Genomic DNA, 17,696 nt, shown 5'->3' with positions numbered 1-17,696 from the left:
CTACTTACCGAAGCTGGCAAATGAACGTACGAGGTGCAGGATGGGGCTGCCTCCCAGAATGACGAACATGGCTGGAAGCAGGAACAACACCATCGGAATGGTCAGCTTGGCGCCCAACTTGTGCGCTCTTTCCTCGAGCTTGGTGATACGCTCTCGGCGGAGATCGACGGCGATGCTCCGCAGCGCCTGACCGATCGGCGTCCCGTATTGCAGGCTTTGGGCGACCATGATTCCGAACCGGCGCAGCCCATCCGACGTAGCTCCCAGCTTCTCGAACGCCTCGCTGCGGCTAGGCAGTACCCGGAGATCATCAAGAAGATTCCTCAAGACCCCAGCTATGGAGGGATTGGTCTCGTCCATTTCCTGCGCAACGCGTGCCAGCCCGCTCTCCAGGCCCATTCCCGCTTCGCTGCACACGACCAGCAAATCGATCATATCCGGGGTGCCCAGACGAATGGCAGCATCAAACCGCCGCTTCAGTGCGGCCAGGATCAACCGCGGTCCCACGATTCCGACCGCCATGCCGATCAGCGTGAAGACCAGCACGTCCAGCAACGGCTTTCCCAGGAGCTGAGCGACCCCTCCGGCGATGATCGGGCACAAGAACATGCTGACGGCCTTGACGCCGATCCAGGTCGGCAGGGCTCGACGATGATTGAAACCGGCTGATTGAAGAATCGCGCGTAGCTGATCCAGATTTTCCTCCGCGTAGAAGCGGCGGTACCGCATGCCGAGCGACGAGAACCAACCCGTCATGTCTTGGAACGGCGCCGATCGTCCGGCAACGCCCATCACGGCGTTCGACACCCGCACGTCCAAAGCGCGAATGTGCATTTCGCGGATGATCAACACACAGCTCGCAGCACCGGCTGCGAATGCGAGGGCCACCAGACCAAGGCCAAGAGTCATAGTGCCGTTTCCCGTCTGACCATCCAACTTATCACCAAGGCCCCGACAAGCACCGAGACCACCGCGTAAGCCAGCAGCTTGTTTCCAACCGGATCAGTGAACAACAGATCGACCGTTTGCGGATTGGCTGCGTATAGCGCCCCGCCCCCGAGCAAGGGCGAGATTGTCAGCGCCCGCGAGGAAAAGATCACCTCTCCCGCCAGGGCCTTGGCCCGCGCGGCCAGTGCAACGCGTTGCCTCACGGTGTCTCCCAGGTTCTGTAAGGTCTCCGCAAGGCTACCACCCGACTTCAACTGAACCGCAAGGGTCACCGCGAACATCGCATATTCCGCCACTTGGGTTCGCCGATAGACACTTTGGACGGCGTCCTCGGGAGATCTTCCGAGATTCACCTCGCTGCATACGATGGCAAACTGCCCAGCCGTTGGCTGTGGCATGTCGCGCGCGAGGGCGCGAAAAGCTTCGTGCACGGGCAGACCCGATCGAACGGTGCTCGTCACCAGCTGGATCGCATCAGGCAGCTGTCGAAAAAGTTGCCTGGCAAAGCGGCGCTGCTGCCATCCAAAGAGGCCGCGAACCACGACTATGGCTGCAATGGCCGCCGCGACGGACAGGTAGAGAATGGAGAATCCCAGCAGGCGATTGGTGTAGAGGATCGCTGCTGCTGCGATGGCACCGGCCAGCAACACATAGGCTGGATGCCAGATGTAAGGTATCTCGCGATTGTAATTGGCCAACCGATGGAGCAACAGCGACGGAGACCCGGCCTCCAACCGGCGAATGGATGGTAGGTTGGCCGGATGGGAAGCTGGCAGAGCAACCGCCAGCCGGCGATTGATGCGTCGCTCCCGAGCGTCGAGCCACAGCGCAATGGCTGCTGCGCACATCGCGAGCGCCAGAAAAGACGCGATTACCGACTCCGGCATCATATTTGCCTCATTGCCTCGGCCCATGCTCCATCCAGTCCATAATAGACAAGACGGCTCTTGAATTTCGGAGTGGCAAGGTTGCACCTGTAGGTGCCCGATAGGCGACCCTGCTCATCCTCCTCCTTGTATTCGAAGGCTGCGATGTCATTGGTGGTGATCACCTCCCCTTCGAGGCCGATGACCTCGCTGATCTGAACGATACGGCGCTGTCCGTCCCGCATGCGTTCGACCTGCACAATGAGATCCAGCGCAGCAACAATCTGAGCTCGAATGGCGCGCGACGGCAGGTTGACCTGTCCCATCTGCACCATGTTTTCGATGCGGGTCAGGGCATCCCGGGTACTATTCGCGTGGACCGTGGAGATCGAACCATCATGGCCGGTGTTCATCGCCTGCAGCATGTCGAAAGCTTCTGCGCTGCGGACCTCGCCAACGACGATCCGGTCGGGACGCATGCGCAGGGCGTTCACCAGCAGATCCCGTTGCGTCACCTGCCCCGTGCCCTCCAGACTGGGAGGCCGGGTCTCCAGGCTGATCACGTGCGGCTGCTGAAGCTGCAACTCTGCCGCATCCTCGATCGTTACGATGCGTTCGCTGTGATCGATGAATTGACTCATCGCGTTCAGGAGCGTCGTCTTGCCGGAGCCGGTACCGCCGGAGACCAGAACATTGAGCCGAGACCGGGCGGCGATCTCCAGCAGTTTTCCGATGGCCGCGGTCATTGAGCCATTTTCGATCAATCCGGCGATATCCAAACGGTGGCTTGGAAATTTCCGGATCGAGATGCACGGACTATGGATCGCCAGCGGCGGGAGAATGATGTTGACGCGGCTGCCATCCAGCAGGCGGCAGTCCACCATCGGGCTGGATTCGTCGACGCGCCGGCCAACCTGCGCGGCAATCTTCTGAGCGACGGAGGCGATATGGTCATTGTCGCGGAATCGCACCGCAATTCGTTCCAGCCTGCCGCTGCGCTCCACGTAGACGTTGCTGGGACCGTTCACCATGATATCGCTGATCGATTGATCGAGCAGCAGCGGACGGAGCGGCCCGTACCCCGTCATGTCGTCGGCAATCTCGTCCGCGAGCTGAAGCTGCTCGCGCCCCGATAGCTCGAGCCGCTCCTGGTTGGCGATTTGATGGATGATTTCCTCGATCTGCCGCCGAAGAACTTCGCGCGAGACGGTTGCCGCCACCGCGGGCTCGATCTGCTCGATGACCCGTTCACGCAACGAATCCGGTATTATCGGGTGGTGGATCGGGAGTTCGTCGCGCCTGGACGCGGATGCGGGCAGGCTTGACACAGGTGGAGGCGCGCTTGGCGCAGATACAGCAACGTTGGGCATCGACGGAGGCAAGCCTGCCGGAGGACCAGGCAGCTCAGTCCCCAATGCAGCTACAAGAACGGACGCCTCTTCCTCACGTCTTCCAAATATTTTCATCGCAGATGTGCTGTGAGCACCCTCCTCCACCAGCTCTTCCGCTCGGCGCCGACACCGCTGATCTCCCGTACAATCGGTGCCAGGTGACGTCGCAATTTCCTGACGTGCTTCAGAGCGGGAATTCCGAGATTGAGCGCTTCGGTCATCCCCTTGCCGAGATCGGGAACGACGATGTCCGGCTCTGCGCCCATCGCCTTGACAACTGCCTCCCTCGGGAGTCCACCGGGACGACCGGCGCGGTTGAGCAAGGTAAAGACCCGATCTTTGCCGGCGATGTTGACGACGGCAGTGCGCAGTGCGTGGGCATTGCGAAGTCCGGTCACCTCGGCTTCGAGCAGCACCATCACGTGACGGGAAAGCTTGATTACCGGATAGATCGACGGGGGAAACGGGACGGGCACATCGACGACGATGTAGTTGAATCGTTGACGGAGCAGACCCAGCACGTGTCGTACGCCGGCTTCCGTGATTTCGAGCTGCGCATCGAGATCCTCGTCGGCCGAGACCAGACAGACCCGCTCGTTGACTTCGATTGCCGCCCGCTCGAGGAACAGCGTGTCCGCCCTCATCGGGTTCTCCAGGGCGATGCGCAGCCCCGGCCCGGGACGGACACCCAGCATCACGGCGGCTTCGCCGCCCTGCAGGTGAAGGTCCAGCAGCGCCACTTTGGCCTTGGTGGTTTCGGCGAGTTGCAGTGCCAGATTGATCGCGATGCTCGTGGCGCCGGCCCCGCCCTGCGCCCCACAGATCGAAACCACGTGACCGCCACGATCGATCTGATTGGCGGCAACGTCGCCCAGCAGCTTGGGGCGCAACTGGTCCAGCACCAAATCGCGCGTGAGCGGCCGCGGCAGATACTCGGCCAGGCCGAGCTCCAGAAGCTCACGGTAGAAGGTGATCTCCCTGTTCTCGCCAATCACAGCTACGCGGACGTCGGGCGGACAGACGCCGGCCAGCCTTTCCAGTTCAGTGAAGGGATCATCGATGCCGCTGATGTCTGTTACCAGCGCGAACAGGTCTGTGTCGGATTCCAGCATCCGTATCGCATTGCGGATCGTGCCGCGCCTGATCGAGAGGTTGGCGCCTTCGAGGCCCTTGCGCAAGGCCGCGGCGCTGATCTCGTCGTTTACGAAACAAACGATGCGGTTACGCGTGACGATCGATGTCGATTCTTCGGGCGGAACGGCTAGGGCAATGTTCATCAACGTTTCTCCGAAAACCTGTTGTCATAACTTTCGGCCGTTGCGGTCTGGTGCACGACTTCCGGGGTCCCCTCGCAGCTGACGAGAGCGTCCTCGTCCTGCTTCCTGACCGTGTATTGCTTGGCTTCGCCGCCCGAATGAATGACGACTGCCGTTCTCTGACGTGCGATTGCGTACTGGCGAGCCAGTTCCGGGGACACATCACAGCTGGACATCGCGCCAGTGTCGGCCTTGTCCCATTGATCGACTGCTGCACGCACGGCCAGAGACAGTGTTCCGAGCTGCTTTGCCACGGTGACTTTCTTGACCTGCTCCTGTGCAAGCTCCAGGGACACGGTTTGCGTTTGCTTGCCTGCCATTCCGCCAATCGGTCGTGCACCCTGCACGATCTCCTGGTCGATCGCGATGACCCGAACGTTGCGCAGAACGGTCTCGCTCAGGGCTCGACGTGCGGTGTCGGCCTTCTCGAACACCTGGGTCAACACGACGTCCACGTGATCACCCGGCCTGATCAGGCCGGAGACACCCGCCTCCTCGTCAACCTTGATGCTGATGGCACGGCTGTCCGGTGCCAGGACGCTGGCCAGGAAGCCTCGATCCCGCGGACGCAGGATGTCCTGCAACGTCACGGGACTACCTGCTTCAACGAACCTGCGGATCAGAGAACCGGGAAGTCCGGCCTTGGACTCCGGTGTTTCAAGAATCGCGCCCTGGGGAATGCGCTCCGGTGGCACCGACCGCACGGTGAAATCTTCTTCGCGGGCCAAAGTCCCCTTCGGCAAGGAACGCGCCGCGACGAAGTATCCGCCGGCAGGCGCCGGTGCCGGAGCCGTCTCCGTGACTTGCGCCGGGGCCGGAGCGGGCGCCTTCGGCAGATTCATGTTATAGGCGACGAGCGCGAACGCCGTGGTTGCGAGCAGAAGCACCATGATGATCGACAGACGCAACGCAGATGACATCTCACAATCCTTTGCTCAAAATCGTCCAGATGCCGCCGCACGCTATTGCAACTCCGTAGGGCAGCGGGGCGTGTCGCAAATGGCGCCAACGTTCGATCGCGTAAACCCGGCGTGGGAGTGACGATCTGGTGGGTGCCAGTTTCGGATGAGGGAGGTGGCGCATCATCAGATGCACCATGGCAAGAACGCCGCCGGCCAGCGCAGTTATGGTCACGAGCTGAATCTGGCCGGTCAGGGGAAATCCGATCGCCAACGCAGTCAGCAATTTGACATCGCCGCCGCCAATCCCTCCGCGCGCGTATAGGACGAACAATAGCAGAAAGAGGATCGCGGCCGATATCAGCGACTCGGCAACTTGCATTGGATTGGCCAATTGACTGGCGATCCCGAGGGCCGCCAGGGCCAGACACATTTCGTTTCGGATCAGCCGCGTCGCGACGTCGATCGTTGCGACGTAGAGCAACAATACGATTTCAAGAAACGAGGCTGTGGGAGCAATCCAACTCATGAAATGCACGCCTCAGAAAAGTGGAACGCGCACGAGATAGGGGGAGTTCGAGCAAAGGGGGGCGCACTGGGTTGCCCCCCTTCCGGGTTCAAATGGCCGTATCAACCAGCGATCGCATTAGCGAAAGTGGCGGTGATCTGGCCGATCCCGTTCTGCAGCGCCAAGCCGATCTGACCGCCAGCTCCACCGCCGAACACAGCGCCGACTGCGCCAACGATGCAAACCGCGACGATAATGTACTCGAACGAAACCACGCCCTCCTGGTCGGCGCGCAGACGCTTCATGGCTTCGGTGGTCTTGATATAATAGTGCAGCATAGGGAAAGCCTTTCTTTGAAGATGGATTGCAGGACACCCTTGGCAAATTTCAGCGGCTGCGAACGACAACGCCGCCACTCGAAAACTCTTCATTAAATATTATATTTAGTCAATAATTAATATGTTGCTGATTTTAAATTTTCGAGTCCCTCACCAGGCGAATCTGACAGGTGATCCATAAATTCGTTTTGTTACAGTTGCTTACGCGGATTAACCATTAATCATTGAGATTCACCGGAATAATACGGACAGCAGCCGCAGATCACGCGAGCCCTCTCCGTTTCGACCACATTAAATGACGCGCCTTTATTTTATTCACATCCAAATTCAAGAACGCCCGCCCCAAAATGTAAGAGGCCGCCGGCGATCAATTCTGGCCTTGTTCCCGGCGCGATCGCGACTGCGGCGCTCAATTGGGCTGCCGCTTTTGGACCAAAGCCTGGTCGATTAGGAAATCGTCCAGCCTGCGCCCCCCTCGCAGTTGCGGCCGCAGCCAGCGGGGCAGCCTGCCGCGGCCCGACCATGTCTGCGCCGGGTTCTTCGGATTGCGATATTTGGGACGCACCGGCGGATAGGGACGGCGCTTGCGATCAAACCGTGTGGCCTCGTCGGCCCGTCCAATCTTCTGGAGCCGTTCCTCCAGCCGTGCGTGCCGCACCAAAATTCTTTGAACGAGGCTGGCGGCCACCTGTTGGTGAAGTATGCACAGCTCCTCGAGAGAGAGCGAATTGAAATGCGCGGTATTCATGGCTTGATCCGAATTCCTGAGAGAAGGCGCAGGCAGACAAATCGGGAATGACGGCGCAGACAAGCCATCAGTTAGATCCAAGCCGCATAATCCACATTTAAATTCGGGAGATTGCAGAGAGCGGGGCCGACGGCGGTAACATCATGGCGGAGCATTTAATTTACCGTGAGGGGTAACGCGTTGAGGCCGCGATCGGGATCATGACATCCAGAAACTTGCGGCCCGCCAGCTGCGCTTTGGCCCTTTAATTGGGCTCGTAGCCCCGTGCTGCAACCCGGGAGTGCTGGGCGGGCTTATTAATTCGGCCGGCCTGCAACACAATTAATTCATTGCGCTGCCAGATTTAAGTCGTATCGGAGCCCATATCGCTGCGAAGGCTCGTGCCGGGTGGGCGTATCACCGGGAGTTTCCGATGTCCGGTCATTTGCGATGTTATTTCGCCAGTTTGGTTCTTCTTGGAGGTCTTGCCGCGACACCTGCGCTCTCCAATCCATTCACAGACTTGTTCGATCCTGCTCGCGAGCCCGCTGCAACGTCTTCGGCGCAGCCGGAATGCTTGGCAAAGCCCGGCAACCCGCCCGGCGCCGGCCAGCGTTGGGTCTATCGGCGGGACGGCCGCCGCAAATGCTGGTTCTTGGCCGAGGGCGTCGCGACGCTGCGAAAACCGGTTCATAGTCGCATCGCGAACCGCACCGTCAGGCCCGACGAGAAGGTGGCCGCGCGGCAACGGCGGAGCCCGGTGAGCGATGCGCGCGCCGAGGTACTAAGCTCCGCGACGGCCGGCGAGGCTCAGCCGACTCCGCCGGCACGCGAGGTGAGGGTGGCTGATGCTGCTTCTGTCGTCGATGCGGGCACGCCGATCCTGATGCCGGCGGCACCCATCTCGGATCCTTCCAGCGACCAACTCACGCCCAAGCGTTCCACGCCGCCCCAAGTTGACGTGGAGAAGCTTTCCGCTGCCGCGCGAGCCGACTTATCTCCAGCTATGCCGATGGGCGCGCGCGATGAAGAGGCGCCCGACGAGGCGCGCAGCCGGACGGTAACTTGGCTCGGTGTGCTGCTGATGACGCTCGGGGGCTTCTCGCTCTTAAGCGCGAGTCGCACGCTTCGACAGGCGGTGAGATTGCGCCACTGAAGCGTGCCACACTGCTGACCCTGACGCTCACCGCGAAGTCGATGAGTTCACGCGGGCTATAGCTGAATTGCCACACGTACAAAGGTTCCGCGCACCGCCACAGAGTTTCTCCCTGACTTGGACGGACATTCGATTACGATGACGGTCCCCTTTCTTGGGATCGGACTACCATCATGCGGTACAAAGTGTTCGTGGTGGACAGCAGCCGCCGAGTGATCTGCGCCGCAAAGCTCGACTGCATCGACGAGCAGGCAGCACGGCATCGAGCCGGGCAAATGTCTGGCGAGCACGACGTGGAGCTTTGGGAGGGTGACCGGCTCGTTGCGGTTTTTCAAAGTGCCGCGTCGAACGGAAATCGGTGCGGCCGTTCTGTCCTGAATAAAAGGCCGGTCTCGCCGCCGAGTTAGTACACGGCGCTTGTTCTGTTGCCCGCTTTGACACACCGTCTTCTGCCGATTGTTCTCGCTTCTACACGCCGGAGCTTGGTTCGAAGCTTCTCCACTTCTCTAAGCTCCACCACAAGCGCTTGGCGACGTTCACTCAGAACGGCACAGCTGTAAACCTGACGCGGACTGGACATGACCGCCTCGAACTATGACTTGAACTAAGAAGGCGATGAAAGGGCAAGCAACGAAAAATCGCTCACTCCAAGCTCACTGAGTCAAGGCCGCAGCCGCCAGATGCTCCCAGTACTCTGCCTCGGCGAGCAGTTTCCAGCTTCTCTCGGGTTGGCGCGCGGCGGTCTGTCGGCAAAGTAGCGCCATGGCGCGAAAGCGGCGGGCAGCTTCCATTCCAACCTCCCATTTTCCCCAAGCATATTTTTTGATTATATGCCGAGGTCAGCACCATTATCAATCAAGCTCGAGTTTATCATTTAAGCGCGATGTCGTCGGCTTGCACGACCTCGCAAGATCCTGTGCCGGCGTTGGTCCGAGCAGCGACCGCGACGTCGGATAACGCCCGTATGAATCCGGTGTTTCCTGCCGGAAGCGACGCAAGCGTCTCTTTGCTGCTGATTCTCATGCATTAATCATTAAATGCAGGGGATGAATAAATAAATGGACCGTCGCATTATTTTAATCTAGGTTTAATTAAATCCCGAGCCAAACGATCGTGATCGCTCCTGATCACGGACGGCACTCGGGAGCTGAAGAATGCTGCAGATCAATGAAGAATGCTGCAGATCAATATTGTCAACGTGGGCGGACGAGGACCGCACACGAATGGGCAGGGGGAATACAGCTCTAAATCTTTTCGCGTAACTTGGCAGCAGGTGGGCCAGATCGGCGCTAACGAGCGGACATGTCATTCGTCCGAGCGAACGCTCGCGGTTGCGTGAATTGATGTGGCGGCGACACTCTCTGCTCTGCATTGGCAGACGAGGGCCCGCGAATGAGATTGAGACGCGTGCGTTTTGTGTGGGAGTCCGAGACCATCTTCGGCCGGGCTCAAATTGAAGCCGATCTTCAGGCGATTCCACGTTCTTTTCTGTCAGCGTGTGATCCTTCGACGCGCGCAGGGTGCCGTTCGCGAACGATCCCGTCGCGCACGGTCCGGCGCCCAAGGACAATCTCTCGTTCCTGTCAGGCCGCGATCTCCTATTGCGAGCTCGGAGCGACGCCAGCTCCAGACAAGCTTGAGTTCGTCGCATGCATTCTTTGCAGATTTTCTCAGCCCTCAGCATGACGACAGTCTTGCTCGGCAGCAGAGCATTTTTCTTCAACGGTGTAGGCAAGGCATCGGCCGACTATCACCGCGCAATTGTGCAATTCCAGGTCCGTGAACGCGGACGGCGTATCATCCGGAGGATTTAGCTATGGCGACGCAGACCACGGGCGGCGGCAGCACGGTTTCGTTTGGAAATACTCCGCAGGCCAACGCCGACGTTTTCTCGTTTACGGAAGACGCCAGCAACATTCTCATCTTGAACGTGCTGGCAAACGATCTTGGCGGCGCGGCCAAGACGCTGTTCTCGCTGGACGACGGAACGAGCGCCTCCGCGTCCACCAAGAGCTACGCCCCTGCGGATTTGCTGGTCAAGGATGTGGCGTACAGCAGCGACGCGGCCGGCATGGCCGGAACCGGTGACCGCAGCGCGCTCGGTGCGCGCATCTGGATCGAGTCGGACGGCACCGTTCATTACGACAAGGGCGATATCAACGCTCAGCTTCAAGCGCTGGCGGCCGGACAAACGCTGACCGATACATTCACCTACGCCATTCAGATGGGCAACGGCACGCTGAGCTGGGCGACGGTGACGCTCCAGTTCAATGGCGTGAACGACGCGGTCTATATGACCTCCAGCCCGCAGAGCGGCTCGGTGGTGGAAGACGCGCCGTCGAAACCGGACCCGTCGGATTCCCTGAATACCGCAGGCAGCATCGGCTTCACCGATGTGGATCTGAGTGATACCCACACAGCGACGTTTGTAGCGTCGCCCGCGAATACGACCTCGCTTGGCACGTTTTCGCTCGATCCGGTCAACGAGGCGGCCAATGCCGCGAACGGCTCGGTGCAGTGGCACTACAATTTGAACAACGCGGCTGCCCAATACCTCGCTGCGGGCCAGACCGTCACCGAGAGCTTCGTGGTGACGATCAATGACGGCCACGGCTCGACAGCTACCCAGACGGTCACAGTCACGATCACCGGCACCAACGATGCGGCCACGGTCTCGTCGGACTCGAAGTCCGTCACCGAAGGCAATACTGCCGCCGCGCTGAACACTTCCGGCCAGCTGACCATCACCGATCCGGATACCGGTCAGGCCCATGTCGTGGCGCAGAGCAACGTTCATGGCAGCTACGGCGACTTCTCGATCGATGCCAATGGCGCCTGGAGCTATATCGGCAATGGCGCCCACAATGAGCTCACCGCCGGCCAGCAGGTGCAGGACCAGTTCACGGTGGTGAGCCAGGACGGTACCGCCACCGGCACCGTCACGGTGACCATCACCGGCACGAACGATGCCGCGACGGTCTCATCGGACTCGAAGTCCGTCACGGAGGGCAACACCGCCGCCGCGCTCAACACCTCCGGCCAGCTCAGCATCACCGACCCGGATAGCGGCGAAGCCCACGTCGTGACGCAGACCAACGCGCACGGCACCTATGGCGACTTCACGATCGATGCTAATGGCGCCTGGAGCTACATTGGTAACGGTGCCCACAACGAGCTCACCGCCGGCCAGCAGGTCCAGGACCAGTTCACGGTGACCAGCCAGGACGGCACCGCCACCTGCACTGTGACGGTGACCATCACCGGGACCAATGATGCGGCGACGGTCAGCTCTGACTCCAAGTCCGTCACCGAAGGCAACACCGCGGCTGCGCTCAACACCAGCGGCCAGCTCACCATCACCGACCCCGACACTGGCGAAGCCCATGTCGTGGCGCAGAGCAATGTTCACGGCAGCTACGGCGACTTCTCCATCGACGCCAATGGCGCCTGGAGCTACATCGGTAATGGCGCCCACAATGAGCTCACCGCCGGGCAGCAGGTGCAGGACCAGTTCACGGTGATGAGCCAGGACGGCACCGCCACCGGCACCGTCACGGTGACGATCACCGGGACCAATGACGCGGCAACGGTCAGCTCGGATTCGAAGGCCGTCACCGAGGCCGACACGGCCGCGGCACTCAATACCTCGGGCCAACTGACGATTGTGGATCCCGACACCGGCGAAGCCCATGTCCTGGCGCAGACCAACGTCCACGGCACTTACGGCGACTTCTCGATCGATGCCAACGGGGCCTGGAGCTACACCGGCAACGGCGCCCACAATGAGCTCACCGCCGGCCAGCAGGTGCAGGATCAGTTCACCGTGACCAGCCAGGATGGCACCGCGAGCGGCACCGTGACCGTGACCATCACCGGCACCAACGATGCCGCGACCGTCTCGTCCGACGCGAAGTCCGTCACCGAGGGCAACACCGCCGCCGCGCTCAATGCAAGCGGCCAGCTCACGATTGTCGATCCTGACACCGGCGAAGCCCACGTTGTCGCACAGAGCAATGTCCACGGCACCTACGGCGACTTCACGATCGACGCCAATGGCGCCTGGAGCTACATCGGTAATGGCGCCCACAATGAGCTCACCGCCGGGCAGCAGGTGCAGGATCAGTTCACGGTGACCAGCCAGGATGGCACCGCGAGCGGCACCGTGACGGTGACCATCACCGGCACGAACGACGCCGCGACGGTTAGCTCTGACTCGAAGTCCGTCACCGAAGGCGACACCGCAGCCGCGCTCAACAGCAGCGGCCAGCTCACCATCACCGATCCCGACACCGGCGAAGCCCATGTCCTGGCGCAGAGCAATGTCCACGGCAGCTACGGCGACTTCTCCATCGATGCCAACGGCGCCTGGAGCTACACCGGCAACGGTGCCCACAATGAGCTCACCGCCGGCCAGCAGGTCCAGGACCAGTTCACGGTGGTGAGCCAGGACGGCACCGCCACCGGCACCGTCACGGTGACGATCACCGGGACCAATGACGCGGCAACGGTCAGCTCGGATTCGAAGGCCGTCACCGAGGCCGACACGGCCGCGGCACTCAATACCTCGGGCCAACTGACGATTGCGGATCCCGACACCGGCGAAGCCCACGTCGTGGCGCAGAGCAACGTTCACGGCAGCTACGGCGACTTCTCGATCGATGCCAATGGCGCCTGGAGCTATATCGGCAATGGCGCCCACAATGAGCTCACCGCCGGCCAGCAGGTGCAGGACCAGTTCACGGTGGTGAGCCAGGACGGTACCGCCACCGGCACCGTCACGGTGACGATCACGGGCACGAACGATGCCGCGACCGTCTCGTCCGACTCCAAGTCCGTCACCGAGGGCAACACCGCCGCTGCGCTCAACACCTCCGGGCAATTGACCATCACCGACCCGGACACGGGCGAAGCCCACGTCGTGGCGCAGGCCAACGTTCATGGCACCTACGGTGACTTCAGCATCGATGCCAACGGCGCCTGGAGCTACACCGGCAACGGCGCCCACAATGAGCTCACCGCCGGGCAGCAGGTGCAGGACCAGTTCACGGTGATGAGCCAGGACGGCACCGCCACCGGCACCGTCACGGTGACCATCACCGGGACCAATGATGCGGCGACAGTCAGCTCGGACTCCAAGTCCGTCACCGAGGGCAATGCAGCCGCCGCCCTCAACACCTCCGGCCAGCTCACCATCACCGACCCGGATACTGGCGAAGCCCACGTCGTGGCGCAGAGCAATGTCCACGGCACCTACGGCGACTTCTCGATCGATGCCAACGGGGCCTGGAGCTACGCCGGCAACGGTGCCCACAACGAGCTCACCGCCGGCCAGCAGGTCCAGGACCAGTTCACGGTGGTGAGCCAGGATGGCACCGCCACCGGCACCGTCACGGTGACGATCACCGGCACCAACGATGCGGCCACGGTCTCATCGGACTCCAAGTCCGTCACCGAGGGCAATGCAGCCGCCGCCCTCAACACCTCCGGCCAGCTCACCATCACCGACCCGGATACTGGCGAAGCCCACGTCGTGGCGCAGAGCAATGTCCACGGCACCTACGGCGACTTCTCGATCGATGCCAACGGGGCCTGGAGCTACACCGGCAACGGTGCCCACAACGAGCTCACCGCCGGCCAGCAGGTCCAGGACCAGTTCACGGTGGTGAGCCAGGATGGCACCGCCACCGGCACCGTCACGGTGACGATCACCGGCACCAACGATGCGGCCACGGTCTCATCGGACTCCAAGTCCGTCACCGAAGGCAATACTGCCGCCGCGCTGAACACTTCCGGCCAGCTGACCATCACCGATCCGGATACCGGTCAGGCCCATGTCCTGGCGCAGACCAACGTCCACGGCACTTACGGCGACTTCAACATCGATGCCAATGGCACCTGGAGCTACACCGGCAACGGCGCCCACAATGAGCTCTCCGCCGGCCAGCAGGTGCAGGACCAGTTCACGGTGGTGAGCCAGGACGGCACCGCCACCGGCACCGTCACGGTGACCATCACCGGGACCAATGATGCGGCGACAGTCTCATCGGACTCCAAGTCCGTCACCGAAGGCAATACTGCCGCCGCGCTGAACACTTCCGGCCAGCTGACCATCACCGATCCGGATACCGGTCAGGCCCATGTCCTGGCGCAGACCAACGTCCACGGCACTTACGGCGACTTCAACATCGATGCCAATGGGACCTGGAGCTACAGCGGCAACGGCGCCCACAATGAGCTCACCGCCGGCCAGCAGGTGCAGGACCAGTTCACCGTGACCAGCCAGGATGGCACCGCCACCGGCACCGTCACGGTGACCATCACCGGGACCAATGATGCCGCGACCGTCAGCTCGGACTCCAAGTCCGTCACCGAAGGCAATACTGCCGCCGCGCTCAACACTTCCGGCCAGCTGACCATCACCGATCCGGATACGGGCGAAGCCCACGTCATCGCGCAGACCAACGCGCACGGCAGCTACGGCGACTTCTCGATCGATGCCAATGGCGCCTGGAGCTATATCGGCAATGGCGCCCACAATGAGCTCACCGCCGGCCAGCAGGTGCAGGACCAGTTCACGGTGGTGAGCCAGGACGGTACCGCCACCGGCACCGTCACGGTGACGATCACGGGCACGAACGATGCCGCGACCGTCTCGTCCGACTCCAAGTCCGTCACCGAGGGCAACACCGCCGCTGCGCTCAACACCTCCGGGCAATTGACCATCACCGACCCGGACACGGGCGAAGCCCACGTCGTGGCGCAGGCCAACGTTCATGGCACCTACGGTGACTTCAGCATCGATGCCAACGGGGCCTGGAGCTACACCGGCAACGGTGCCCACAACGAGCTCACCGCCGGCCAGCAGGTCCAGGACCAGTTCACGGTGGTGAGCCAGGATGGCACCGCCACCGGCACCGTCACGGTGACGATCACCGGCACCAACGATGCGGCCACGGTCTCATCGGACTCCAAGTCCGTCACCGAAGGCAATACTGCCGCCGCGCTGAACACTTCCGGCCAGCTGACCATCACCGATCCGGATACCGGTCAGGCCCATGTCCTGGCGCAGACCAACGTCCACGGCACTTACGGCGACTTCAACATCGATGCCAATGGCACCTGGAGCTACACCGGCAACGGCGCCCACAATGAGCTCTCCGCCGGCCAGCAGGTGCAGGACCAGTTCACGGTGGTGAGCCAGGACGGCACCGCCACCGGGACCGTGACGGTGACCATCACTGGGACCAATGATGCGCCGATCGCCGTCAATGACACCAGTGCCAGTCCGGGTGCCACGGCAGCGACCGAGAAAGGCGGCACGGCGAACGGATCGGGGGGCATCAACGGCAGTGGCAATGTGCTGACCAATGACACCGATGTCGACAGCGGCAGCCTGACGGTCAGTGCGATCCGCACCGGCGGCATCGAGGGGGCCGGCACGGCCGGCACTTTGGGCGTCGGCCTGGCGGGCGCGCATGGCACGCTGGCACTCAACGCTAACGGCAGCTACACGTACGTGGTCAACGAGAACGACGCAACCGTGCAGGCGCTCAACGTCGGCCAGTCGACGACCGACACCTTCAACTACACCGTAACTGACGGCAGCCTAACCGACACAGCGGTGCTAACCGTTACCATCAGCGGCGCCAATGACGCGCCGGTCAACACCGTTCCGGGGCAGCAGGCCGTTGGAAACGGTAGCGGTGGTGGCTCAACAGCCACTTTCACGCTGAGAGTCAATGATGTCGACAACGGCATCGAGACTGTTTCACTCTCACTGGGCAGCTCTTCGCAAACATCGACCGGCATCTTGACGCTCTCCACCACATCAGGCCTTACATTCAGTTCCGGTGCCAACGGCACCAAAACGATGACGTTCTCCGGTTCGATCTCCGACATCAACGCGGCCTTGGCTGGCGTGACGTTTAGTGGCGGGTCAAACAACACCACGCGGACTTTGACCATGACAACGACCGACGGAGGAGGCCTCGCCGATACTGACACCGTCACGATCGTGAAAGGGAGCGGCGCCACTGTCCTTGCGCCTGCCGGTATTGCTGGCGAGGCCATCTACCTGGCTCTGAGCGATCCCTCAGATGATCCCAACGACGTCATCACCGTCACGATCAGCGGGGTGCCCTTGGGCTGGAGCCTTAGTAACGCTACGAACAACGGCGATGGCACCTGGACTGCTCACACAAATGATGTGCAGTCGATGACAATCACTTCGCCGCTGGATTTCGCAGGCGCCGTGGTGCTGAACGTCACGCAGACCTGGACGAACACCGATGGCACTACGGGAACGGCAACCGTGGCCGACAATGTCGAAGCCTATGCGAAGGGATCACCCATCTTTGCTGTGTCGAGCGACGATCATCTGACGGCTTCGAGCGGGAACGACCTGCTGGTGTTCGCGCAGCCGATCGGTCATGACGTGGTTTATAACTTCGACGCGATGCATGACCAAATCGATCTGATCGATTACGCCACCTTCACCTCGTTCGCCGACGTTCAGGCGCATACTGTGAGCGACGCCAGCGGCAACGCCGTGATCGAGTTGGGAGAAGGCCAATCGATCACTTTGCAAGGTCTGGATCCGACATCGCTCACATCGAGCAATTTCATGTTCGATCAAACCCCCGTTACGGAAAATTCCGGCAGCCTGGTGATAGGCGACGGCGCGTTGCTTCCGTTGAGCGGCACCATCGACAACAGGGGTACAATTGAGTTGAACTCGACCGGAAACAGGACAAGCCTGGAACTGATCGAACACGGCATCACGCTCCAGGGGCATGGGCAGGTCGCGCTGTCCGACAGCGATCAGAACCTGATCACCGGAACGACCTCCGACGTCACGCTGACGAATGTGGACAACACGATCGCCGGCGCGGGCCACCTCGGGGACGGGATGATGGGACTGGTCAACAAAGGCACGATTGTCGCCACCGGCGTCAATGTGCTCGATATCGATACCGGGACAAACGCGATCGTCAATTCCGGAACCCTTGAGGCGACTGGAAGCGGCGGGATGGTCATCGACAGCAACCTCGATAATTCTGGGCTGCTGTGGGCGCATGGAGCCAACATCACCGTCAATGGCAGCGTCACTGGCGGCGGCACCGCCTTGATGGACGGCGTAGCCACGTTCGAATTCGGAGCCGCCTCATCGACCAAGATAACGCTTGATGCCGGAGCCACCGGGACAATCGTGCTCCACGACTCCTTCGACTTTAGCGGGCTCGTGTCCGGATTTGACGGGAATGACCACCTCGATCTCCTCGATGTGGCGTTTGGGGTCGGCACGACCGCGAGTTATGTCGCAAATCAGGCCGGCACCGGAGGAACCCTGTCGGTGACTGACGGAGTCCATACCACCGACATCACCCTGTTGGGCCAGTACGATGCCGCGGGCTTCCACACGGAGGCAGACAAGAACACGGGAACGCTTATCAGCTATCACGACTATCTGGTCTGACGTTGCGAGGCGATGGATTGGGCGAATGTTCGGCCCGGCGCGCCTGCCGAACATTCGCCTGGTATCTCGGCC

11 protein-coding genes are annotated in these 17,696 nt (G+C 61.4%); 2 read left to right on the top strand and 9 right to left on the bottom strand.

The genetic code is table 11. The annotated features are described in order from the left end of the window. From P6U28_RS02985 to P6U28_RS02950, 8 genes are all read right to left on the bottom strand, one after another. On the bottom strand, positions 1–909 hold the full coding sequence (locus P6U28_RS02985; RefSeq protein WP_129144942.1) for a type II secretion system F family protein: 909 nt from the start codon (positions 907–909) through the stop codon (positions 1–3). Then, a complete protein-coding gene (locus tag P6U28_RS02980) occupies positions 906–1,838 on the bottom strand; it encodes a type II secretion system F family protein (RefSeq protein ID WP_164937092.1) in 933 nt (310 codons plus the stop codon). The genes P6U28_RS02985 and P6U28_RS02980 overlap by 4 nt, the downstream gene beginning before the upstream one ends. After that, positions 1,835–3,280 carry a CpaF family protein gene (locus P6U28_RS02975; protein ID WP_129144989.1) on the bottom strand — a complete coding sequence of 482 codons (1,446 nt, stop codon included), beginning with the start codon at positions 3,278–3,280 and terminating at the stop codon, positions 1,835–1,837. Before P6U28_RS02975 ends, P6U28_RS02980 begins: the two co-directional genes overlap by 4 nt. Further along, the gene (locus P6U28_RS02970) at positions 3,277–4,482 is read right to left on the bottom strand and encodes a pilus assembly protein CpaE (RefSeq protein ID WP_122404943.1); all 1,206 of its coding nucleotides are present in this window, start codon (positions 4,480–4,482) and stop codon (positions 3,277–3,279) included. The genes P6U28_RS02975 and P6U28_RS02970 overlap by 4 nt, the downstream gene beginning before the upstream one ends. Beyond that, entirely contained in the window at positions 4,482–5,441 is a 960-nt protein-coding gene (cpaB, locus tag P6U28_RS02965; protein WP_407121705.1) for a Flp pilus assembly protein CpaB, read from the bottom strand. The genes P6U28_RS02970 and cpaB overlap by 1 nt, the downstream gene beginning before the upstream one ends. A 1-nt stretch (position 5,442) precedes the next feature. Continuing rightward, positions 5,443–5,949: a prepilin peptidase gene (locus tag P6U28_RS02960; RefSeq protein ID WP_164937091.1), complete on the bottom strand. Its 507-nt coding sequence runs from the start codon at positions 5,947–5,949 to the stop codon at positions 5,443–5,445. Positions 5,950–6,050: 101 nt separating this feature from the next. Further along, on the bottom strand, positions 6,051–6,344 hold the full coding sequence (locus P6U28_RS02955; protein WP_347338815.1) for a hypothetical protein: 294 nt from the start codon (positions 6,342–6,344) through the stop codon (positions 6,051–6,053). 331 nt (positions 6,345–6,675) lie between these two features. Next, positions 6,676–7,014 (bottom strand): H-NS family nucleoid-associated regulatory protein, encoded by a 339-nt coding sequence (locus tag P6U28_RS02950; RefSeq protein WP_129144938.1) that lies wholly within the window; start codon positions 7,012–7,014, stop codon positions 6,676–6,678. 556 nt (positions 7,015–7,570) lie between these two features. Between P6U28_RS02950 and P6U28_RS02945 the strand changes: the two genes are divergently transcribed. Continuing rightward, entirely contained in the window at positions 7,571–8,149 is a 579-nt protein-coding gene (locus P6U28_RS02945) for a hypothetical protein (RefSeq protein WP_245509602.1), read from the top strand. Between the two features lie 653 nt (positions 8,150–8,802). Here P6U28_RS02945 and P6U28_RS02940 read toward each other — a convergent pair. Next, positions 8,803–8,940, bottom strand: a complete 138-nt coding sequence (locus P6U28_RS02940) for a hypothetical protein (protein WP_164937090.1) — start codon at positions 8,938–8,940, stop codon at positions 8,803–8,805. Between the two features lie 1,025 nt (positions 8,941–9,965). Between P6U28_RS02940 and P6U28_RS02935 the strand changes: the two genes are divergently transcribed. Further along, entirely contained in the window at positions 9,966–17,624 is a 7,659-nt protein-coding gene (locus P6U28_RS02935) for a VCBS domain-containing protein (protein ID WP_407121704.1), read from the top strand. Positions 17,625–17,696: the final 72 nt, after the last annotated feature.

It is taken from the genome of Bradyrhizobium sp. STM 3561, assembly GCF_045571455.1.
Taxonomy (GTDB): Bacteria; Pseudomonadota; Alphaproteobacteria; order Rhizobiales; family Xanthobacteraceae; genus Bradyrhizobium; species Bradyrhizobium vignae.
This window is presented reverse-complemented; position numbering and strand designations above follow the sequence as displayed.

Bases quoted from the DNA above. Each gene is read 5' to 3' on its own strand.
- P6U28_RS02985 (WP_129144942.1), bottom strand. From the start codon at position 909: ATGACTCTTGGCCTTGGTCTGGTGGCCCTCGCATTCGCAGCCGGTGCT.
- P6U28_RS02980 (WP_164937092.1), bottom strand. From the start codon at position 1,838: ATGATGCCGGAGTCGGTAATCGCGTCTTTTCTGGCGCTCGCGATGTGC.
- P6U28_RS02975 (WP_129144989.1), bottom strand. From the start codon at position 3,280: ATGAAAATATTTGGAAGACGTGAGGAAGAGGCGTCCGTTCTTGTAGCT.
- P6U28_RS02970 (WP_122404943.1), bottom strand. From the start codon at position 4,482: ATGAACATTGCCCTAGCCGTTCCGCCCGAAGAATCGACATCGATCGTC.
- cpaB (WP_407121705.1), bottom strand. From the start codon at position 5,441: ATGTCATCTGCGTTGCGTCTGTCGATCATCATGGTGCTTCTGCTCGCA.
- P6U28_RS02960 (WP_164937091.1), bottom strand. From the start codon at position 5,949: ATGAGTTGGATTGCTCCCACAGCCTCGTTTCTTGAAATCGTATTGTTG.
- P6U28_RS02950 (WP_129144938.1), bottom strand. From the start codon at position 7,014: ATGAATACCGCGCATTTCAATTCGCTCTCTCTCGAGGAGCTGTGCATA.
- P6U28_RS02940 (WP_164937090.1), bottom strand. From the start codon at position 8,940: ATGGAAGCTGCCCGCCGCTTTCGCGCCATGGCGCTACTTTGCCGACAG.
- P6U28_RS02935 (WP_407121704.1), top strand. From the start codon at position 9,966: ATGGCGACGCAGACCACGGGCGGCGGCAGCACGGTTTCGTTTGGAAAT.